Source organism: Bartonella sp. MM73XJBT, assembly GCF_028618465.1.
In the GTDB taxonomy this organism is placed as follows: domain Bacteria; phylum Pseudomonadota; class Alphaproteobacteria; order Rhizobiales; family Rhizobiaceae; genus Bartonella.
Genome location: NZ_JAQISY010000014.1, coordinates 19,126 through 40,517 on the forward strand (window position 1 = coordinate 19,126; position 21,392 = coordinate 40,517).

Genomic DNA, 21,392 nt, shown 5'->3' on the forward strand with positions numbered 1-21,392 from the left:
CAAGTTTTTAACTATAAGATCGTTTATTTCTCATTTTTTAAGCAAATATTCCACTCTTTGATTAAATTGACTCCAAGCTTGGCAAAGAGGATATTTAATAAGGGTGGTTTTTGCTTTTAGTATTTTGTGCTGTATTTTGCAGGTGTTGATATGAATAGCGTTAAGAACATACGATCAACTTTCTTAGATTATTTTCGTCTTCATGGGCATGTGGTTCTTTCTTCTAGCCCACTTGTTCCACGGAATGATCCCACACTTATGTTTACAAATGCAGGAATGGTACAGTTTAAGAATGTTTTTACTGGACTTGAACAGCGTTCTTATAAAAAAGCAGCAACGGCGCAAAAATGTGTTCGTGCGGGTGGAAAGCATAATGATCTTGATAATGTTGGCTATACAGCACGCCATCATACATTTTTTGAGATGCTGGGCAATTTTTCTTTTGGTGATTATTTCAAAGAAGAGGCCATTTTTTTATCATGGAATCTTTTAACAAAAGAATTTTGTCTTCCCAAAGATAAATTGTTGGTGACGGTTTATCAGAGTGATGATGTTGCGACACAGTTATGGCGTAAAATCTCCGGTCTTCCAGACAAAAAAATTATCCGTATTGCAACGGCAGATAATTTTTGGTCGATGGGCGAAACTGGTCCCTGTGGTCCTTGTTCAGAGATTTTTTATGATCATGGTGATGAAATTTGGGGAGGTCCTCCTGGAAGTGTAAATGAAGAGGGCGATCGCTTTATTGAAATTTGGAATCTTGTCTTTATGCAATATGAACAGCTTGACAAGGAACAGCGTATTGAATTGCCTCATCCTTCTATTGATACAGGTATGGGATTAGAACGTATCGCTGCTGTTTTACAGGGGGTGCATGATAATTATGATATTGATCTTTTTCGTGCGTTGATTGCTGCATCAGTGGAAATTACAGGAGTTGAGGCAACTGCTGATTTTATGGTGAGCCACCGTGTCATTGCGGATCATCTGCGTTCAACGGCATTTTTGATTGCCGATGGTGTTCTTCCTTCCAATGAGGGAAGGGGATATGTTTTACGGCGTATTATGCGTCGTGCTATGCGTCATGCTCATCTTCTTGGTGCTAAAGAGCCCTTAATGTGGCGTCTTTTGCCTGCTTTAATTCGTGAAATGGGACAAGCTTATCCTGAGTTGGTGCGCGCTGAATCTTTGATTTCGGAAACTTTGAAATTAGAAGAAATGCGCTTTCGCAAGACTCTTGAACGAGGACTTGGGTTGTTAAATGAAGCAAGTACTCATCTTAAAGAAGGGGATGATTTAAATGGTGAAGTTGCTTTCAAACTTTATGATACCTATGGTTTTCCACTAGATTTGACGCAAGATGTTCTTCGGCGTCGTGGAATATCTGTTGATGTTGATACCTTTGATAAAGCGATGGAACGCCAGAAAGAGGAAGCGCGTGCCAATTGGTCTGGTTCTGGTGAAGCTCAAACAGAGGCAATTTGGTTTTCTGTTCGTGATCAGGTAGGAGCGACAGAATTTTTGGGTTATGAAACAGAAAAAGCCAAAGGTATTCTTACGGCTCTTGTGCGTGATGGTAAGATTGTTTATGATATTTCTTCAGGACAGAAGGCTATTCTTGTTGTGAATCAGACACCTTTTTATGGTGAATCTGGTGGGCAGATCGGTGATAGTGGTATCATTGCTGGTGAGAACTTTGTTTTTGAAGTGCATGATACACAGAAAAAGGCTGATGGGGTTGTTATCCATATTGGAGAGGTTCAAACTGGTCAGGCGGTGCTGTCTGATTGTGTAGATTTAACCGTTGATGGTGTTCGGCGTAAGAAAATCCGCGCTAACCATTCTGCTACTCATTTATTGCACGAAGCTTTACGTCAAGTATTGGGATCTCATGTGACCCAGAAGGGCTCTCTTGTCTCGCCGGAGCGGTTGCGTTTTGATTTTTCTCATCCAAAATCTGTTTCTGCAGAAGAATTGAAAAAAATAGAAGATTTAGCAAATGACATTGTTTTGCAAAATAGCGAGGTAACAACCCGCCTCATGCTGATGGATGATGCAATTTCTGAAGGAGCAATGGCTCTGTTTGGTGAGAAATATGGTGATGAAGTGCGTGTTGTTGCTATGGGAAACCAGTTGGAGCAGGGAGAATTAAAAAAGAATTGGTCCATTGAACTTTGTGGAGGGACACATGTGGAGAGAACGGGGGATATTGGTGTAATTCATATTGTTTCTGAGAGTTCTGTAGCTGCTGGAGTGCGTCGTATTGAAGCTTTAACAGGTACAACAGCGCGTCTTTATCTTAGCCACCAAGATGCGCGTCTCCATGAAATAGCGGATCTTTTAAAAACTTCTGCTACGGGTGTGGAAGAGCGGATTCAAATCTTGCTTGAAGATCGACGTAAACTTGAAAAAGAGTTGAATGATGTGCGCAAAAAAATGCTTTTGAATGATGGGAAGATACAAGGTGGTCAAGAAGATATTACCGTCATCAATGGTATTTCTTTTATGGGACGTGTTGTGAATAATATTTCACCACGGGATCTTAAGGCGTTCGTCGATGCTGGTAAAAAACAGATTGGATCAGGGGTTGTTGCTTTTATTGCTGTTTCAGAGGATGGCAAGGGAAGTGCTGTTGTTGGCGTTACGGATGACTTGACGGATAAGTTGAATGCTGTTGATTTGGTGCGTGTTCTTTCAGCTGTTCTTGGTGGTAAAGGTGGTGGTGGACGTCCTGATATGGCGCAAGCTGGCGGTTCTGAGGGAAGCAAGGCTGATGAGGCACTTGCGGCATTAAAAGCTGCGTTGGAAGCATAACTTCTTCTCTGTGTTGTTTTGTGTTGCAATCTCTGAAACGGGTAAACAGCCTAGTTTTGGCAGAATGTGTAGTTTTAAAGGTGAAAACCAGTTCCCATCTTTACCATCATTTTTTAATACAGCTTTACGGCTTTCAAAAGCATCTAGTGCAATATCATTTTAATAATGAGGATTACGCATTGCTTCATGCTTTTGTTTGTTGCGTTCTTTAATGGGGTCACGCCCTTCACGTAAAACAGAGCGCCACCCAGTTGCCAATTCACGAGCTTGTTTTAAAGAAACATCTCGCAACGCTCTCAAGCCCATTTCACGGCGCTGACCATGAATAGTATAACGATAAAGTCATTGAGCACCACCATTATATTTGCCAGCTCCCAATGTTGCGACAGCCCTTGCATTAAAACGATTCATTAAGAGGCATTTTTAGTCCTTTCTTATATAGTTTTACCCACACGCTAGCCCCGCTTGTGGTGTGCAAGCAGATGATTTTGATTGATGCAACATAAACAGATTTGAAATGAGAGAATCTTATGTTATTCGGGGTTCTCATTCAATATGAATAACGCTAAATTATCATTATAAATCAATATGTTGTAATCTGTTAGAAGGATTTTGTGTTTTCGATACTCTTCTTCTTTAAAGTTGGAGAGGTTATTTTATGATGCCATAGCTTCGGGCAAGGGAAAAGGGTTTTCATTCTTTTCTTCTGTTTCTGGTTGATTGATTGACAAACCACTGGCTTTTAAGAGTTTATAGAAGCGGCCGCCTTTATCAATCAATTCTTGAAAACTTCCTTTTTCAATTAAATGCCCTTGTTCTAGAAAAAGCACAACATCCGCATTGCGTATTGTTGAAAGACGGTGGGCTATAATAAAAGTGGTGCGATTGTGGCTTATGCAATCAAGAGCATCCTTTACGCGCGCTTCCGTTTCAACATCAAGAGCACTGGTTGCTTCGTCTAGTATGAGAATGGGAGCATTTTTTAAAACAGCGCGTGCAATTGCTAAACGTTGTTTTTCGCCACCTGATAATTGAGAACCTTGCTCACCAACCATTGTGTTGTAACAATCCGCTTTTTTGAGAATAAAATCATGGGCAGCTGCTATTTTTGCTGCTTCATACAGTTCCTCATCTGTTGCAGTTTCTTTTCCTATCGAGATATTGTCGTGAATAGTACGGTTGAAAAGACCGGCATCTTGAAATACTGTTGCTAGAGATTTTCGTAAGGATTCACGATTAACAGAGCGTATATTTATTCCATCAATGGAGATATGCCCAAATGTAGGCTCATATATCCGTTGCAAGAGATTCATTAATGTTGTCTTACCAGCACCTGTTGGTCCTACAATCGCAACGGTTTGTCCTTTTTTAATTTTAAAAGAAATATTAAAAACACCTTGAGAAGAGTTGGGGAATTTATAGGTTACCTGATGAAATTGTATCGCACCCTTAACATTTTGCAGAGAGGGGAGATTTTCAGGCTCTTTGCTGTGAAAGGTTGAGTCTTCCATTGCAAAAAAATCCTGTAGTTTTGCTTGTGAGGATACGGTTAAATTAATAAAACCGCTCATTTGATCAAGACGGCTAATCATTAATTGTGCGAATCCGACAAAAGCAACAACTTCACCTACACGTAATTGACCTGTTGTGACAAACAAAGCTCCAAGCAAAAGGACACAAACTATTGAAATGGTTGAAGCCATTCGATTTAAGCCACTGGCAAGAGCCCACCAATTGAGAACAGGATTTTGCACTTTAAGCAGATCGCTTGTATGCTGATGCAATATGGAAGTTTCTTCCTTTATTCGGTTATAGCTTTGTACAATGGAAACGTTAGAGATTGAATCCGTGACATGTTGAAAAAGGTTATGATGATAATATTCTACCGCGGCTTGCCCATCTTTTGTTTTTCGCATCACTAAACGTGCAATCAATACATAAATGATAGCAAGCACAACCAAGACTGTTGAAAGACGCCAATTCATGTTAAAAGCTATCGGAATAAGAACGAATAATGCAACAAGAGTTGAGAGATGTTGACGCATAAAATCAAGCCATATGGTTGACATGGAGTCTACAGCACGCAAGAGCGTATGAAGAGCGTTAGAGGTTCCACGCTGTTGATGCCAGATCAAAGGCATAGCGATAATACGTTCGAAAGATTCTGTTAAAACAGCTAAACGGCATCTGTGTGCTAAGCGGTCCGCACTTCGTGCAACAAGCACATAAGCAATAATATGAAAAAGACCAAAGCATACCCAAATTGTAAGGGTAAGAGCAATAGCTGATTTTTCTGTGATAGCGTCAATGACGCGTCCAAATAAAATAGGTTCTGCAATGGTGATAAGAGCCAACATAACATTAGCACTACAGATTAAAAAAGATGAATTTTTTTCTCTGTTTAGATAAGTGAGGACACGCACATAGGTTTTGAATAATGACATAGGTGATGATCTCCACTAGCTATCGCAAGCATAAAGCTTATCAATTTTGTAATCGCTAAATCTTGAGCTAATAAAATTTGCACGTGAAGAAAAGGCAATTTTAGATACTTATTGTAATATGGTGTGATAAAGTAGGTTTTATGGGGGTATCAATTTTTGCGTTTATACAAGGCGAGGCGTAGAACAGGCCAATAAAATTATTGGGCAAAATTATTTGGTAAGGGAACTTTCATGGCAGGCATAGAAATAAAAAAGGTTGAAGCAGATGAAAACGGAATGCGCTTGGATCGTTGGTTTAAGGTGCATTATCCAGGACTTGGATTTGGGCATTTACAAAAATTGTTGCGTTCTGGCCAAATACGCATTGATGGTGGGCGTGTGAAAACCGATACGCGCCTTCTCATGGGACAATCTGTTCGTGTGCCGCCTTTGCCCGTTGATAACAAGGAAAGCCTTTCTGTAACGGATAAAACAATTCGGGGACAGGATGATAGAGCTGTGTTGAAAAAAATGTTGCTTTATGAAGATCCAAAGATTTTTGTTTTTAACAAACCTGCTGGTCTAGCCGTACAGGGTGGTTCTGGTTTGACACGTCATGTGGATAGTATGCTTGAGGTATGGCGCAATAAAAAAGGTGAAAAACCGCGGTTGGTTCATCGTCTTGATCGTGAGACGTCAGGTGTGCTTATCGTTGCACGGTCAAGAGGGGCTGCTCAGGCTTTAACGGCTGCTTTCCGAACACGCGAAACGAAAAAAACTTATTGGGCATTGGTTCGTGGTGTGCCTAAAAAAAAGCAAGATAAAATTTCAACATGGATGGTTAAAGATAGTGCTTCTCAAGGGGATAAAATGCGCGTTTGTGAACATGGGGAACCAGATTCTTATCACGCGGTTTCCTATTATCGCGTTTTAGATACGCGAGGGCGTACTCTTTCATGGCTTGAAATGGAACCTTATACGGGGAGAACACATCAGTTGCGTGTCCATGCTGCTCATATGGATCATCCTATTATCGGTGATGCAAAATATTTTTTTTCCGATAGTAATTGGGAGTTGCCAGGGGGAATACAAAATCGCCTTCATCTTCATGCACGCCGGATTCGCATTCCTCATCCTTCAGGGGGGATATTAGATATCGTAGCACCCTTACCACCTCATATGGTACAAAGTTTTAATCTTTTGGCTTTTAATGAGAATGATGGTGATATAGAATAGGTAAAATGAAGGAAGAGTTTTTGTTGTTTGTTTTTTTGAGTTGTGCAGTTTTTTGCAGATTTGATATGACCTCTCTTACTTATTCTGAAGAAAATTCTTGAGAAGTAATCATTATGAAATAATTGGTTTTTAGTACTGAATTTGTCAATATTATTTACGGATTTTTGCCTACAGTTTTGCTTATGTTATCCTATTGTGCCGTAAAATATCGTCGTTTAGGGCGGTGATATAAGGCAAGGAAAACTTTACGTAAGGGGGATATGAGTTGGATATGTGAGACGAATGGATGAGGGCTGCTGTTAAGCAAGAGGATGAAAAGTAAAACGCACTGCTCTCTATTTGCGACAATGCGCGTTTTTCTGCTTTAAAGCTTTGTGAGAAGCATTTTAAAAAGCTGTAATGTAGATACCATTCTTATAAGTGAATAAATTGCAAGGTGATGAATGCATTTTTACTGGCAAATTCAGCGCGTTTAAGCTTTTAAATCAAGATAAATTCTTTTTGAAAATGGTTCTAACAGTTGCGGCTGAAAGTGATAAGACACCATCGTTATCTTGTTTATAAAAGAGATATGAAATATAGTTTTTAATCAGATTAGTGTTGGTAAGATCTTTCTCCTTCTTTAAAGAGAGGAGGGAGGTAGCCTCAAACCTTCATCAAGGGAATCTTGAAAAACCAGTTGATTTTTTGAAAATATCAGAGGTGAAACAATATGCGCGAAATTTTGAATCATTTTGATAGACCATTGAATGAAAATAATTCTGTTCCGAAAATTCAAAATCTTTTATGCCAATCACTACCAAAACGATTTTATAGGGAAGTAAAGGTTTCTTGTGAGGAAGGAGGGTTTTCTCTGTTGTTGGATGGACGTCCAGTTAAAACACCGGCAAAGCGCCATTTCCTTGTACCAACAGAAGTGTTTGCCACATTTGTGGCGAAGGAGTTTGAAAACCAAAAGCAAGTTATTAATCCAGCTCAAATGCCGATGACGCGTCTTGTGAATACTGTGATTGATGGCATTGCTGATGATATGCAGGTTGTTTTTGAAGATTTCTTACGTTTTGTTGCATGTGATATGATCTTTTATCGTGCACAAACACCAAAGGAACTCGTACAGCGGCAATGTGAACAGTGGGATTCTTTATTAGATTGGGCCGAAGAAAAACTTGGTGCCCGTTTTTATATAACAGAAGGGCTTATGCATGTGGAACAATCACGCGAAGCTGTTCAAGCGGTAAGTAATTATCTGCGTAAAGTTGAATCTCCTTATATGCTTGCTGCACTGCATATGATGACAACTTTAACAGGGTCAGCACTTATTGCTCTTGTTGTTGCGGAGAGGAAAATGGATGCAGATCATGCTTGGAATATCGCCCATTTAGATGAAGATTGGATGATAGAACAATGGGGGACTGATGAAGAAGCAATGATGCGCCGCGCTCATAAAAAAATTGAATTTGATGCTGCTGCTACGGTCATCACAACTTGTTTATAAGGAAAAATTTTAATTATACCTCCTTTATAGTATTTTTGTGATTTTCTGAGGATTGACTTTTATTTTTTCAAGACCAGGAAATGCTTCACTGGTGATGTTTAAGATTGCTTCATCATTCCCACGGATAAAATACCACTTGTCATTATCAAAAATGGCAATAAGCTCGGTTTGAATAGAGCATTTTTTTCCAGTATTTGTTATGGTGACAAATTCTACCGGTATAACAAAATAAGGGATACCATTATCAAGTTTGCCTTCACGTTTTTGTTTTTGGTCAATGTGGATACTCTCAATTTTATAATTTTCCGCCAACCGTTCTATTTGGCTTTTCATGATTTGTTGGAATTGTGATTTACTGAATTTTTTCTTAGCAGTGAAGCTGTCGATAATCTGGGGGGGAATAGCGTTTAAGATAGTATTCGCATCGGCATTTTGAATTGCTTTGCTGTAGGCAAATGCTGCTTGTTCAAGGTCTATAAGTTTTTGATTTGTAATTGTAAAAGATTGAGTTGTCGATATCGTAAAGGCAATGCATAAAAGAATGAGAAATAAAGAACGAATTCGTAGCATTAGAAACCTTATTAATTGATTTGAATGGATTCCATTAAATTATAAAGGAAAAGCATATTGGCAAAAAGCCACTTGTGCTTTGTAATGAGAAGAATATCCACAAAAATGGAGATTTTAATCTCCATTTTAAAATTAAAAGGAATGACTGATTATGCTTTAAACAGAATAGTACATATCAAACTCAACAGGATGGGGCGTTGTTTCATAACGTAAAATTTCTTGCATTTTTATTTGAATAAAAGAATTAATTTGATCATCATCAAAAACGTCTCCAGCTTTAAGAAAGTTACGATCTTTATCAAGTGCTTCAAGTGCTTCGCGCAGACTTGCTGAGACTGTAGGGATTTCTTTCAGTTCTTTTAAAGGAAGATCATAAAGATCTTTATCCATGGCTTGCCCAGGATGAATTTTATTTTTTATGCCATCAAGACCAGCCATTAAAAGTGCAGAAAAGGCTAAGTAAGGATTTGCTGCGGGATCTGGGAAACGTATTTCTACGCGTTTTGAATTTGGTGAACGACTCATTGGAATACGGCAAGATGCAGAACGATTGCGTGCGGAATAAGCAAGAAGGACAGGCGCTTCATAACCAGGCACTAGACGCTTATAAGAGTTTGTCGAGGGATTGGTGAAGGCGTTTATTGCTTTTGCGTGCTTAATGATACCACCGATAAAGAACAAGCAAGTTTCTGATAATCCAGCATAATCATTACCAGCAAAGATGGGTTTGCTATCTTTCCAAATGGACATGTGAACATGCATGCCTGAGCCATTGTCACCAAACACTGGTTTTGGCATAAAAGTTGCTGTTTTCCCGTAGCTATTGGCTATTTGGTGCACGACATATTTAAAAATTTGCATCTTGTCAGCTTCGCGAACGAGCGTATCAAAGCGAATACCCAATTCATGCTGTCCGGCTGCTACTTCATGATGATGTTTCTCTACACGGACTCCCATATCTTTGAGTGCCGTGAGCATTTCAGAGCGCATATCTTGGCAGGAATCAATCGGGGGAACGGGAAGATAACCACCCTTCATTCGTGGGCGATGGCCAAGATTGCCCGTTTCATATTCTGTATCATCATTGGATGGTAGTTCACTTGAATCGAGTTGAAACCCTGTATTATAAGGGGTCGTTTTATAGCGTACATCATCAAAGATAAAAAATTCTGCTTCTGGACCTATATTGATTGTATCACCTATGCCTAAATATTTCATATAAGCTTCAGCTCTTTTGGCGATAGAACGAGGATCTCTACGATAAAATTCTTCCGAAACAGGATCGAGTACGTCACAGAATATAGCTAAAGTTGATTGCGCAAAAAAAGGATCAATATGTGCTGTTTCTGGGTCTGGTATCAAAATCATGTCAGATTCATTAATTGTTTTCCACCCAGCGATTGAAGAACCATCAAACATAACGCCATCGCTAAATGCATCTTCATTGATTTCTGAAATATCCATTGTGACATGATGTAATTTTCCTTGCGGATCAGTAAAACGTAAATCGACAAAACGGATCTCGTTGTCTGCAATCTGTTTGATAATATCTGAAGCGGTTGTCATATTGAAATTCCTTATATGAGATTGAGATGGATAAAAGTTTTGTCATTATTTGTCAAAGGGCATCTATACTAGAATCGCTAGTGCCTATATGAACGGCATCATCAATGGAAAAAAACAATATTTTTCCATCTCCTCTATGTTTTGTTGGGGCTGCTTTACGTATTGTATTAACGGTTTGTTTCAGCTTTTCATTGGCAACAACAATTCCAATCTTTATTTTAGGTAGAAAATCAACAACAGATTCAGCATTGTGGTAGAGCTCTGTATGTTCTTTTTTTTTCATGCTGAAATTATCTCCAACTTTATTTGGTTTTTATTAAACTGCTTCACATGTTGCATTGACAACTATCAGATGTCCAACAGATAGCTTGTACATAATTTGTACACAATTTGCACATAAAAAGTTGCAAATTATATTGCTTAAGATGTTTTTTAGAGAGCGTTTTACTTGTAGCATAAAGTTGAAGTGCTCTTATCTTTTCTAAGAAAATATATTTCCAAGGTTTATAAAGAATAAAAATAATACAATGGGAAGATATACCTTTCTTCATTGTGGTACATCTTTATCTTATAATAGATAACCGCTTCAAGGGTTGGCATTCTATAAAGGCCGGCGCAGCAAAATTTCTTTCAGAAATTTTCCCGTATAGGAAGCAGGAACATGAATAATATCTTCAGGATGTCCAACGGCAACGATTTCACCTCCACGATCTCCACCTTCTGGTCCTAGATCTATAATCCAGTCAGCTGTTTTTATAACTTCAAGATTATGTTCAATGACGAGAACTGTATTGCCTTGCTCGACGAGTTCATGTAGCACTTCAAGGAGCTTAGAAATATCATGGAAATGTAGACCTGTTGTTGGTTCATCCAAAATGTAGAGTGTACGTCCTGTTGTTTTGCGTGAAAGTTCTTTAGCAAGTTTTACACGTTGGGCTTCACCACCTGAAAGCGTTGTGGCTTGTTGCCCCACTTTTATATAACCAAGACCTACTTTAATGAGTGTTTTTAGTTTATTATGAATACTAGGAACAGCCTGAAAAAATTCCTCAGCTTTTTCGATTGTCATATCCAAAATATCAGCGATAGACTGCCCTTTAAATTTTACTTCTAGCGTTTCTCGATTATAGCGTTTTCCTTGGCAAACATCGCAAGTAACATAAACATCAGGTAAAAAATGCATTTCAATTTTGATAACACCATCGCCTTGACATGCTTCACAGCGTCCTCCCTTAACATTGAATGAAAAACGCCCTGCTTGATAACCGCGCGCTTTTGATTCTGGAAGTTCGGCAAACCACTCACGAATCGGGGTAAATGCACCCGTATAGGTTGCAGGATTAGAGCGTGGAGTACGCCCAATAGGTGATTGGTTGATATCAATAACCTTATCGAGAAATTCTAAGCCCTCAATTTTGTCATAGATTGCGGGGCTTTGATGAGAGCCCATGATCTGATGCGATGCTGCTTTGAAAAGCGTTTCAATGAGAAATGTTGATTTCCCTCCACCTGAAACACCCGTTATGCATGTGAAGGTGCTAAGAGGGATATCCGTGCTGATATTTTTAAGATTATTTCCACGTGCTCCAATGATTTTAAGTGTTTTTGATTTTGATATTTTGCGTCGTTTGGTAGGGATTCTAACAGCCATTTTCCCTGAAAGATATTGCCCTGTCAGAGAGGATGGATTTTCTATAATTTCTTGTGGTGTACCTTGTGCTATGATTTCCCCACCATGAACACCAGCAGCAGGGCCCATATCAACCACATGGTCTGCTGTGCGAATGGCATCTTCATCATGTTCCACAACAATAACTGTATTGCCAAGATCACGCAGATGGTGCAGCATTGTCAAAAGGCGTTCATTATCGCGTTGGTGTAAACCGATGGATGGTTCGTCTAAAATATAAAGAACCCCTGTAAGACCAGAGCCAATCTGGGAAGCTAACCGAATTCGTTGGCTTTCTCCTCCTGAAAGGGTACCAGAACTTCGAGAGAGGGTGAGATATTCAAGCCCTACATGGTTTAAAAAAGCGAGTCGTTCACGAATTTCTTTTAAAATACGGATTGCAATACTTCGTTGTTTTTCAGTGAGGTATTGGTGGATATTGGAAAACCAATCATCCGCTTTTAGGATCGAAAGTTCTGATATTTGCCCAATATGCATGCCGTGGATTTTGACAGCTAGCGCTTCTGGTTTCAAGCGGTAACCATGACAAGCTGGGCAGGGGGAAGAAGACATATAACGCTCGATTTCTTCACGTGAAAACGCTGAATCGGTTTCTTTCCAGCGCCGCTCCATATTGGGGATGATTCCTTCAAAATATTGAGTCATTTTATGCGAGCTTGAATTATTGCTATAAATAAAGGAGATTTCTTTGCCTTTTGTACCATAAAGGATAGCTTGTTGTGCTTCATCTGAGAGGACACACCATTTGTCGGTAAGTTTAAATCCATAAACTTTTCCTAATGCTTCTAAGGTTTGGTTGTAGTATAGTGAAGATGATTTCGACCAAGGAGCAATTGCTCCATTCTTTAAGGTAAGATTTTTGTTTGGTACAATTTTTTGGGGATCCATGGCCTTTTTAATGCCAAGTCCGTCACAAAGAGGGCAAGCGCCAAAAGGATTATTGAATGAAAAAAGACGTGGCTCAATTTCAGGAATAGAAAATCCAGAGATTGGGCAAGAAAATTTTTCTGAAAAAATAAGTCGTTTGTGTGTTTCATTTTTTGACTTATTTGCCGATTCCTTTGTGGTTTCTTTTTGTGCTAAAGGTTGGTCTGCCATTTCAGCAACGGCAATGCCATTTGCTAGCTTTAAACAGGTTTCAATACTATCTGCTAAGCGAGAGGCAATGTCATTGTTTACAACAATACGATCTACCACCACATCTATGTCATGTTTATACTTTTTATCAAGAGGAGGAATATCAGGAATTTCATAGAATTTTCCGTCAACTTTAGCACGTTGAAAGCCTTTTTTTAAAAGCTCGGCTAGCTCTCTTTTGTATTCTCCTTTTCGTCCTCGTACTAAAGGGGCCATAATAAAAATTCGTGTCCCTTCTGGTAAGTCCATAATTTGATCAATCATTTGGCTTACCGTCTGGCTTTCAATAGGAAGTCCTGTCGCTGGTGAATGAGGAATACCAATGCGTGCAAAGAGAAGTCGCATATAGTCATAGATTTCAGTGACAGTTCCAACCGTTGAACGAGGGTTACGGCTGGTTGTTTTTTGTTCAATAGAGATGGCGGGAGAGAGACCATCTATGCGATCAACATCGGGTTTTTGCATCACTTCGAGAAATTGGCGCGCGTAAGCTGAAAGGCTTTCAACATAACGGCGTTGACCTTCGGCGTAAATTGTATCAAAAGCTAAAGATGATTTGCCTGATCCAGAAAGTCCTGTGATAACGATGAGTTTATCACGAGGAAGGTCGAGATCAATATTTTTAAGATTATGTTCACGTGCGCCGCGAATGGAGATGTATTTTTGGTGAACCATATTCTGTCCTTGGCATATATAACAAAAATCGAGCATCACAACTAGGATAAAACTGTTTTTTAGAATTACAACGCGTTCAATTGCTCTAAAGGGGATAAAGAATGTAACTTCTGTGGAAAGAAAAACCTAGAAAACAGCTTTTTATTCTGTGGTGATCGAATAAAACTATGCGTTGTTATCATCTTTTGTTATAATTACACGATACGATATTTTAGAAAGGGTAACAAAATCCACATTGAAGGTCAATTGCAGATATGCAGATGACAAGGTCAAGATGGTAATGACCGCTCTATAAAAAAGATTATTTGCAAATTAAAATTTTGGAGTTTATGCGATGGCTGGTAGCCTTAATAAAGTTATTTTGATTGGTAATCTTGGTGCAGATCCTGAAATCCGCCGTTTGACCTCTGGTGATCAAGTAGCAAATTTACGGATTGCTACGTCAGAGAGTTGGCGTGATCGTAATACAAATGAACGAAAAGAGCGAACCGAGTGGCATAATATCGTTATTTTTAACGAAAATCTTATCAAAGTTGTAGAGCAATATTTAAAAAAAGGCAGCAAAATTTACATTGAAGGTCAGTTGCAAACACGAAAGTGGCAAGATCAAAATGGGAATGACCGTTATACAACAGAGATCGTTTTGCAAAAATACCGTGGTGAATTGCAAATGCTTGATGGACGTGGGAGCTCTGGTGGGGAGCAAATGCAAGGGGCAAATCAAGCGAGTTACGGCAGTGGTGGTTTTGCTGATAGTAGTTCAAATCAGAAAAATGCTTTTGGTCATCACAACAACCAACCAGAAGAAAGTTTTTCACATAAATTAGACGATGATGTACCTTTTTAATCATTGTTAGAATGCGGTATTATTATTGTTTTTTGTTGTTTGTTTTAAGATTTTTAAAGTCTGGGGAGATTTAAGTCTTGTGTATTTTATCTATGATTTTAAATACAAATAAATAACATGTTGAAAATTATTGTTAAATTTCCTTTCTTTCAAGGGAGAGAAATTAGCATTTTTTTGCATTTTTCGATATAAACTAAAGCGAAATGATTCTTTTTTGAAAGTCTTGAAGCTGTGAGCGATCTTACTCCATACCCAGAACGTGATGTGCTGAATGGTATTGAACCAATCAGTATTATTGATGAAATGCAACGCTCTTATCTCGATTATGCTATGAGTGTGATTGTTTCGCGTGCACTTCCGGATGTACGTGACGGTCTCAAACCTGTTCATCGGCGTATTCTTCATGCCATGAATGAAATGGGACTTTCTTTTAATAAGTCTTATCGTAAGTCTGCAGGGGTTGTTGGTGAGGTTATGGGGAAGTTCCATCCCCATGGTGATGCTTCAATTTATGATGCTTTGGTGCGTATGGCACAGGACTTCTCTTTGAGAAATCCCTTGATTGATGGTCAAGGAAATTTTGGTTCTGTTGATGGTGATCCGCCGGCAGCAATGCGTTATACAGAATGTCGCTTAGAAAAAGTTTCACAAGAGCTATTAGCAGATATTGATAAAGAAACGGTTGATTTTCAGGATAATTATGATGGGCGAGAACGTGAACCGATCGTTTTACCAGCACGTTTCCCTAATCTTTTGGTTAACGGATCAGGTGGTATTGCTGTGGGAATGGCAACCAATATTCCTCCCCATAATCTTGGTGAAGTCGTGGATGGTTGTATTGCTTTGATTGATGATCCCAGTATCACACTTGATAAAATTATTGAAATTATTCCAGGTCCTGATTTCCCTACTGGTGGTATTATTCTTGGCCATTCTGGTGTTCGTGCGGCTTATGAAACAGGACGTGGTTCCATTATTATGCGCGCTAAAGTTGATATCGAAGAAATTCGCAGTGGTCGGCAGGCAATTATTGTGAGTGAAATTCCTTATCAAGTTAATAAAGCAACGATGATTGAGAAAATGGCTGAATTGGTGCGTGATAAACGCATCGAAGGAATTGCTGATTTGCGTGATGAATCTGACCGTGATGGATATCGCGTTGTTATTGAACTCAAAAAAGATGCTGTTGCAGAAATTGTTTTGAATCAATTGTATCGTTATACGCCACTGCAAACTTCTTTTGGTTGTAATATGGTGGCTTTAAACGGGGGAAAACCTGAACAGATGACGTTGCTTGATATGCTTCGTGCATTCGTTTCTTTCCGTGAAGAGGTTGTCAGCCGGCGGACAAAATATCTTTTGCGTAAAGCACGCGAGCGGGCCCATGTTTTGGTTGGTCTTGCTCTTGCTGTTGCCAATATTGATGAAATTATAGCGCTTATTCGTAAAGCTCCTGATCCACAGACAGCGCGTGCGCAATTAATGGAACGACGCTGGCCGGCTGCTGATGTCGCGCCTTTGATTAAACTTATTGACGATCCCCGTCATATTATCCATGGGGACAATACTTATAATCTTTCTGAAGAGCAGTCGCGCGCTATTTTAGAATTACGTTTGCAAAGATTGACAGCACTGGGGCGGGATGAAATTGCTGATGAATTAAATAAGATCGGTGTGGATATTGCTGATTACTTAGGTATTTTGGCATCGCGTTCACGCATCATGGGCATTGTGAAAGATGAATTGAATGCTCTTCGTGAAGAATTCGCTACGCCTCGACGTACTGTGTTTGGTTTTGGTAGCGCTGAGATGGAGAGCGAAGATCTGATCGCGCCAGAGGATATGGTGGTTACTGTGAGCCATAGTGGTTATATTAAGCGCGTTCCTCTCAATACATACCGTGCGCAACGCCGTGGTGGAAAGGGGCGTTCTGGTATGTCTACAAAGGATGAGGATTTTGTTACACGATTATTTGTGGCGAATACACATACACCGGTTCTTTTCTTTTCATCACGTGGGATTGTTTATAAAGAAAAAGTTTGGCGTTTGCCACTTGGTACGCCGCAGTCGCGCGGACGGGCTTTGATTAATCTGCTTCCCTTACAGCAAGGTGAGCGCATCACAACGATTATGCCTTTACCAGGGGATGAGTCGCATTGGAGTGAATTGGATGTTATGTTCGCAACGACGCGTGGAACGGTGCGCCGTAATAAATTATCAGATTTTGTTCAGGTGAATCGTAATGGCAAAATTGCCATGAAACTTGATGAAGAAGGAGATGAAATTCTTTCTGTTGAAACTTGTACGGAACATGATGATGTCGTGCTTATAACGGCTAATGGACAGTGTATTCGTTTTCCTGTCGTTGAGGTTCGTGTTTTTGCAGGGCGTAATTCAGTTGGAGTGCGTGGTATTAATTTAGCTAATGGTGATAAAGTCATTTCGATGACACTCTTAGAACATGTTGAAGCCACATCGGTTGAGCGTTCTGCTTACGTCAAACGTATGATTAATGAGCGCCGTGCTGTGGGGGCTGAAGCCGAGACGGATGATATTGTCACTTTTGATGAAGAAGAGGGAGAGGCAGAAACAGAGTTGACAGAGGAACGCTATGCAGAACTTCATGCACGCGAACAGATGCTTTTAACAGTAAGTGAGTTTGGTTATGGGAAACGATCTTCCTCTTATGAATTCCGTATTTCGGGACGTGGCGGGAAAGGAATTCGTGCAACGGATCCATCTAAAACGGCTGAAATTGGCAAATTAGTGGCGGCTTTTCCGGTGAATGCGCAAGATCAAATTATGTTGGTATCAGATGGAGGGCAGCTTATTCGTGTTCCTGTTGAGGGTATTCGTATAGCGGGGCGTTCGACTAAGGGCGTGACGATTTTCAATACAGCGGAAGGCGAAAAAGTTGTATCAGTTGAGCGTATTTCTGAAGCCGAGGATGATGATAACCAATTAGATGGTGAGGCAGGGGAACCTTCTAATACGGTTGATGTGAGCGAGAAGAAATAATTTTGAAAAGTGTAGAGTGAAATGGAGAAAATTGCTCTTTATGCGGGTTCCTTTGATCCTTTTACAAATGGTCATCTTGATATTTTACAAGGCAGTTTTGCTTTAGCTGATAAGGTCGTTGTGGCTATAGGGGTACAGGCTAAAAAAGAACCACTTTTTAGTTTTGAAGAGCGTGTTGCTTTAATTACTGGGGCAGGAAAAGAGTTGTTAGATATAGGTCCTGAACGGTTGCAGGTTATTTCATTTGATACTCTTTTGATTGATAAGGCGCGTGAAATTGGTGCTTCCTTTCTTATTCGCGGGTTGCGTGATGGCACTGATTTTGATTATGAAATGCAAATGGCGGGGATGAACAATATCATGGCTCCTGAATTGCAAACGGTTTTTTTGCCAGCGAGTGTTTCTGGGCGGGTAATAACTTCCACATTGGTACGTCAGATCGCTTCTATGGGAGGTGATGTAACGCCCTTTGTGCCTGCAAATATTGCGAGAGCTTTGTGCTTAAAATTTCAATTTTCAGGAGAGAATGATTATGTATCTTAGGTTTTTTGCTGTTTTGACATGTCTTTTTTGTTTTTTTTCATTAAGCGCTGTGGCAAATGATTCTAATGCCACTGATAACTCGAATGTGCTTGTTTTATCCCTCAAAAAGGGTGATGTGGTGATACGTCTTCGTCCTGATCTAGCGCCAAAGCATGTTGCACAAATCAAAAAATTAACAAAAGAAGGTGCTTACAACAATGTTGTCTTTCACCGTGTTATTCCAGACTTTATGGCACAGACTGGTGATGTAAAGTTTGGAAAAAAGGACAGTGTAGAATTTGATCTTAGGCGCGTTGGTATGGGAGGCTCACATTATCCTAATATACCGGCGGAGTTTTCAAAGCAGCCATTTAAGCGTGGTACTGTTGGTATGGCACGTTCACAAGATCAAAATTCTGCTAATTCTCAATTCTTCATTTGTTTTGCTGATGCTGCTTTTTTAAATGGTCAATATACGGTTATTGGAGAAGTCATAAAGGGAATGGATGTTGTTGATAAAATTAAAAAAGGGTCCACAAGTAATAATGGATCTGTAACAAATCCTGATGTTATTAATGCTGCTGTTTTGCAAGCTGAGAGATGAATTAAAGGAGACTAGCCCTATGGCCGAAATGAGAGATTTAGAAAATACCTTAATTCTTGAAACAACCAAGGGTAAGGTGACTATTGAACTTTTTGCTGACTTAGCTCCTAGTCATGTTGCACGTATTAAAGAGCTTGCGCGCGAAGGGGCTTATGATAACGTTATTTTTCACCGTGTTATCGATGGTTTTATGGCGCAAACTGGTGATGTGCAATTTGGCAAAAAGGACGGCGAAAAATTTAATTTATCACGTGCGGGTATGGGTGGTTCAGAGAAACCTAATTTAACAGCAGAGTTTTCGAAACTTTCTCATAAGCGTGGTACAGTTTCTATGGCACGCAGCCAGAATCCAAATTCTGCTAATTCACAATTTTTTATTTGCTTTGCCGATGCTCCTTGGCTTGATCGTCAATATTCCATATGGGGACAGGTTATTGAGGGCATGGAGAATATTGATCAAATTAAGCGTGGTGAACCTGTTGTAGATCCTGATGCAATCATTAGAGCTATAATTGCTGCGGATATAGAATAGGATTATCCATTTCAGCTGTAAAAGCACTAAGTGAAGATATTTTCCGTCTGATTGTTATCTTGTGTGTTGTGAAAAATAATTGTCGTGATTTTAATCCATAAAAGGATATGGTGTATCTTTTCACGCATTAAACTTCGTTCCTTTTAGAGCTAATGAGCTTACGGCGTATTGTTTTGCCATTGTTGGCAAATACCGCACTATAAGAGAGAAAGTATAAGATTTAATGTTGACGTGATACCGCTTGCTTGTAATTTTGATAAGATTAATCTGTTTAACAATAAATATTTAGAACTTATTGTTTTTATAGCCACTTTTGTATTTCAGGTGAGTTGGTTGAAACTTATTTTTTATGTAAATGCAATTTGCTAAGCAATTATCGCGTGTAATAGTTTGCATTCGGTGTATTTGTTTGGATAAAATGATGATTTTGCTTTGCTTTTTTGCGCTTTTGGCAATTCTTTTTCTGAAACCAAGTATTCATCATAACTGATATATGGTAATTTGAGTATAGATATGAGATATAATTTTGATATAAGCAATAATGTGCTTTTTCGATGTAATATATTATTTTATTCATATAGTAATCAAGGTGTGGTGAGATATAGAAAGCAAAATATGGAGCTTTTTTATTTGTAAAAAAAGTGACAAGCTATTCTTTACGAATTTGCATTTTATGAGGAGATGAAGGAGAAGCTTTAGGCTGTTTACGTTTATCTATAGACGTCATTTTTTCTATGAAAGTAAAATCTATTTGAAACTCTAGGCAAGATCTTAGAGATTTCTTCTATCAATATAAAATTCTCTAAGTATGATCGCTAGTGAAAGTATGTGAAAATAAGAATATTGTTGTTAAAAAAAATCTCATAACTCTCTAAAATTTATAGTGGGGGAGCATGGATATCTTGGCGTGTAATGTTGTTAGATCCTTCTGAGAAATGGAAATTATTACGTTGATTGTGATCATGGTTTGGTCGTGAAGATTTCTTTATCTCGTTTCATTTTTTATGCTAGTGACATTGTTTAGCAAATCGAGAATCAATCCATAAAGTTTATGATGCTACCTCTGAAGAGAGGTATAGCTTTTCTTTTCTATGGCAGTATGAAACTATGGAAGTAAAAAGACGAGAGTGATGATAAAAACATTTCATTATAGAAAGATTGCTCAAGATGGTTATGCCCGTCGTGGTGAAATTATAACGGGTCGTGGGGCTATTCGTACACCTGCATTCATGCCAGTTGGGACGGCAGGAACTGTTAAAGCTATGTATATGGACCAGATACGTACTCTTGGAGCAGATATCATTTTGGGCAATACTTATCATTTAATGTTGCGTCCAGGAGCCGAGCGTGTTGCGCGTTTAGGAGGCTTACATGAATTTTCACGCTGGTTTGGACCTATTTTAACCGATTCTGGTGGGTTTCAGGTTATGTCATTGGAGGGAATACGCAAAATTACTGAACAAGGTGTGATATTTCGCTCTTATATTAATGGAGCGTATTATGAAATGAGTCCAGAGCGTTCGATTGAAATTCAGGGGCTTCTTGATGCGGATATCCAGATGCAATTGGATCAATGTATTGCATTACCTGCAAGTGAAAAAGAAATAGAAGCTGCTATGGAACTTTCATTGCGGTGGGCACAGCGTTGTAAAACAGCTTTTGGTGAGCAGACAGAAAAAGCATTGTTTGGTATTGTTCAAGGTGGTGATAATATGAAATTGCGTGAACGTTCTGCTCAAGCATTAAAAGAGATGGACTTGAAAGGCTATGCTATTGGAGGGCTAGCTGTTGGTGAACCGCAGAGTGTTATGACTGCTGTATTGGATGTTACTTGTCCGATTTTGCCAGAAGATAAGCCACGTTATCTCATGGGAGTTGGAACACCTGATGATATTTTACAAAGCGTTGCTCGTGGTATTGATATGTTTGATTGTGTGATGCCAACACGTGCGGGGCGCCATGGTTTGGCTTTTACACGTTTTGGAAGAATTAATTTGCGTAATGCGCGTTATGCGGAAGATCCACATCCTCTTGACCCACAGTCTCTTTGTCCTGCGGCAAATGATTATAGTTGTGCTTATTTGCATCATTTGATTAAATCTGGTGAATCTCTTGGTGGTATGTTGTTAACTTGGAATAATCTTTTTTACTATCAACAACTTATGCAAGGAATTCGTGATGCTATTGAGGAGGGGTGTTATGCCGATTTTTGTGCTGAAACCCGTGCTTTATGGGCGCAAGGACGCTAAAGAGTTAATCCTCA

The 21,392-nt window shown here is 39.3% G+C and carries 13 protein-coding genes and 2 pseudogenes; 9 read left to right on the forward strand and 6 right to left on the reverse strand.

Features of this window, described 5'->3' with window-relative positions:
• Positions 1 to 150: 150 nt before the first annotated feature.
• Entirely contained in the window at positions 151 to 2,814 is a 2,664-nt protein-coding gene (gene alaS, locus PVV69_RS05955) for an alanine--tRNA ligase (RefSeq protein ID WP_273756821.1), read from the forward strand.
• Between the two features lie 27 nt (positions 2,815 to 2,841).
• Here alaS and PVV69_RS05960 read toward each other — a convergent pair.
• Together PVV69_RS05960 and PVV69_RS05965 are read right to left on the reverse strand one after the other, a co-directional pair.
• Positions 2,842 to 3,225 (reverse strand): annotated as a pseudogene (locus PVV69_RS05960) (integrase arm-type DNA-binding domain-containing protein); the annotation flags it as partial.
• Between the two features lie 245 nt (positions 3,226 to 3,470).
• Complete coding sequence (locus PVV69_RS05965; RefSeq protein WP_273756822.1) at positions 3,471 to 5,258, reverse strand: glucan ABC transporter ATP-binding protein/ permease; 1,788 nt, start codon at positions 5,256 to 5,258, stop codon at positions 3,471 to 3,473.
• A 231-nt stretch (positions 5,259 to 5,489) separates the two neighbouring features.
• On the opposite strand from PVV69_RS05965, the gene PVV69_RS05970 reads away from it, so the two are divergent.
• Together PVV69_RS05970 and PVV69_RS05975 are read left to right on the forward strand one after the other, a co-directional pair.
• The gene (locus PVV69_RS05970; protein WP_273756823.1) at positions 5,490 to 6,473 is read left to right on the forward strand and encodes an RluA family pseudouridine synthase; all 984 of its coding nucleotides are present in this window, start codon (positions 5,490 to 5,492) and stop codon (positions 6,471 to 6,473) included.
• 712 nt (positions 6,474 to 7,185) lie between these two features.
• A complete protein-coding gene (locus PVV69_RS05975; RefSeq protein WP_273756824.1) occupies positions 7,186 to 7,968 on the forward strand; it encodes an ATP12 family chaperone protein in 783 nt (260 codons plus the stop codon).
• Positions 7,969 to 7,992: 24 nt separating this feature from the next.
• Here the strand turns inward: PVV69_RS05975 and PVV69_RS05980 are convergent, their stop codons facing one another.
• The 4 genes and pseudogenes from PVV69_RS05980 to uvrA all read right to left on the reverse strand — a co-directional run bounded on the left by PVV69_RS05980 (position 7,993) and on the right by uvrA (position 13,606).
• The gene (locus PVV69_RS05980; protein ID WP_273720879.1) at positions 7,993 to 8,538 is read right to left on the reverse strand and encodes a hypothetical protein; all 546 of its coding nucleotides are present in this window, start codon (positions 8,536 to 8,538) and stop codon (positions 7,993 to 7,995) included.
• Positions 8,539 to 8,694: 156 nt separating this feature from the next.
• Positions 8,695 to 10,104, reverse strand: a complete 1,410-nt coding sequence (glnA, locus tag PVV69_RS05985; RefSeq protein ID WP_273756825.1) for a type I glutamate--ammonia ligase — start codon at positions 10,102 to 10,104, stop codon at positions 8,695 to 8,697.
• Positions 10,105 to 10,156: 52 nt separating this feature from the next.
• A pseudogene (locus PVV69_RS05990) lies at positions 10,157 to 10,384 on the reverse strand (P-II family nitrogen regulator); the annotation flags it as partial.
• Positions 10,385 to 10,705: 321 nt separating this feature from the next.
• Positions 10,706 to 13,606 (reverse strand): excinuclease ABC subunit UvrA, encoded by a 2,901-nt coding sequence (gene uvrA / locus PVV69_RS05995; RefSeq protein ID WP_273756826.1) that lies wholly within the window; start codon positions 13,604 to 13,606, stop codon positions 10,706 to 10,708.
• A 334-nt stretch (positions 13,607 to 13,940) separates the two neighbouring features.
• Between uvrA and ssb the strand changes: the two genes are divergently transcribed.
• The 6 genes from ssb (at position 13,941) to tgt (ending at position 21,378) form a co-directional block, all read left to right on the forward strand.
• Positions 13,941 to 14,453, forward strand: coding sequence for a single-stranded DNA-binding protein (gene ssb, locus PVV69_RS06000; RefSeq protein WP_273720882.1), 513 nt, complete (start codon positions 13,941 to 13,943; stop codon positions 14,451 to 14,453).
• A gap of 231 nt (positions 14,454 to 14,684) precedes the next feature.
• Entirely contained in the window at positions 14,685 to 17,471 is a 2,787-nt protein-coding gene (gene gyrA / locus PVV69_RS06005) for a DNA gyrase subunit A (RefSeq protein ID WP_273756827.1), read from the forward strand.
• Between the two features lie 21 nt (positions 17,472 to 17,492).
• A complete protein-coding gene (coaD, locus tag PVV69_RS06010; RefSeq protein WP_273756828.1) occupies positions 17,493 to 18,014 on the forward strand; it encodes a pantetheine-phosphate adenylyltransferase in 522 nt (173 codons plus the stop codon).
• The gene (locus PVV69_RS06015; protein WP_273756829.1) at positions 18,004 to 18,597 is read left to right on the forward strand and encodes a peptidylprolyl isomerase; all 594 of its coding nucleotides are present in this window, start codon (positions 18,004 to 18,006) and stop codon (positions 18,595 to 18,597) included. Before coaD ends, PVV69_RS06015 begins: the two co-directional genes overlap by 11 nt.
• 19 nt (positions 18,598 to 18,616) lie before the next feature.
• Positions 18,617 to 19,129, forward strand: a complete 513-nt coding sequence (locus tag PVV69_RS06020) for a peptidylprolyl isomerase (RefSeq protein ID WP_273720886.1) — start codon at positions 18,617 to 18,619, stop codon at positions 19,127 to 19,129.
• 1,130 nt (positions 19,130 to 20,259) lie between these two features.
• Positions 20,260 to 21,378: a tRNA guanosine(34) transglycosylase Tgt gene (gene tgt, locus PVV69_RS06025; RefSeq protein ID WP_273756830.1), complete on the forward strand. Its 1,119-nt coding sequence runs from the start codon at positions 20,260 to 20,262 to the stop codon at positions 21,376 to 21,378.
• Positions 21,379 to 21,392: the final 14 nt, after the last annotated feature.

Bases quoted from the DNA above. Each gene is read 5' to 3' on its own strand.
- alaS (WP_273756821.1), top strand. From the start codon at position 151: ATGAATAGCGTTAAGAACATACGATCAACTTTCTTAGATTATTTTCGT.
- PVV69_RS05965 (WP_273756822.1), bottom strand. From the start codon at position 5,258: ATGTCATTATTCAAAACCTATGTGCGTGTCCTCACTTATCTAAACAGA.
- PVV69_RS05970 (WP_273756823.1), top strand. From the start codon at position 5,490: ATGGCAGGCATAGAAATAAAAAAGGTTGAAGCAGATGAAAACGGAATG.
- PVV69_RS05975 (WP_273756824.1), top strand. From the start codon at position 7,186: ATGCGCGAAATTTTGAATCATTTTGATAGACCATTGAATGAAAATAAT.
- PVV69_RS05980 (WP_273720879.1), bottom strand. From the start codon at position 8,538: ATGCTACGAATTCGTTCTTTATTTCTCATTCTTTTATGCATTGCCTTT.
- glnA (WP_273756825.1), bottom strand. From the start codon at position 10,104: ATGACAACCGCTTCAGATATTATCAAACAGATTGCAGACAACGAGATC.
- uvrA (WP_273756826.1), bottom strand. From the start codon at position 13,606: ATGGTTCACCAAAAATACATCTCCATTCGCGGCGCACGTGAACATAAT.
- ssb (WP_273720882.1), top strand. From the start codon at position 13,941: ATGGCTGGTAGCCTTAATAAAGTTATTTTGATTGGTAATCTTGGTGCA.
- coaD (WP_273756828.1), top strand. From the start codon at position 17,493: ATGGAGAAAATTGCTCTTTATGCGGGTTCCTTTGATCCTTTTACAAAT.
- PVV69_RS06015 (WP_273756829.1), top strand. From the start codon at position 18,004: ATGTATCTTAGGTTTTTTGCTGTTTTGACATGTCTTTTTTGTTTTTTT.
- PVV69_RS06020 (WP_273720886.1), top strand. From the start codon at position 18,617: ATGGCCGAAATGAGAGATTTAGAAAATACCTTAATTCTTGAAACAACC.
- tgt (WP_273756830.1), top strand. From the start codon at position 20,260: ATGATAAAAACATTTCATTATAGAAAGATTGCTCAAGATGGTTATGCC.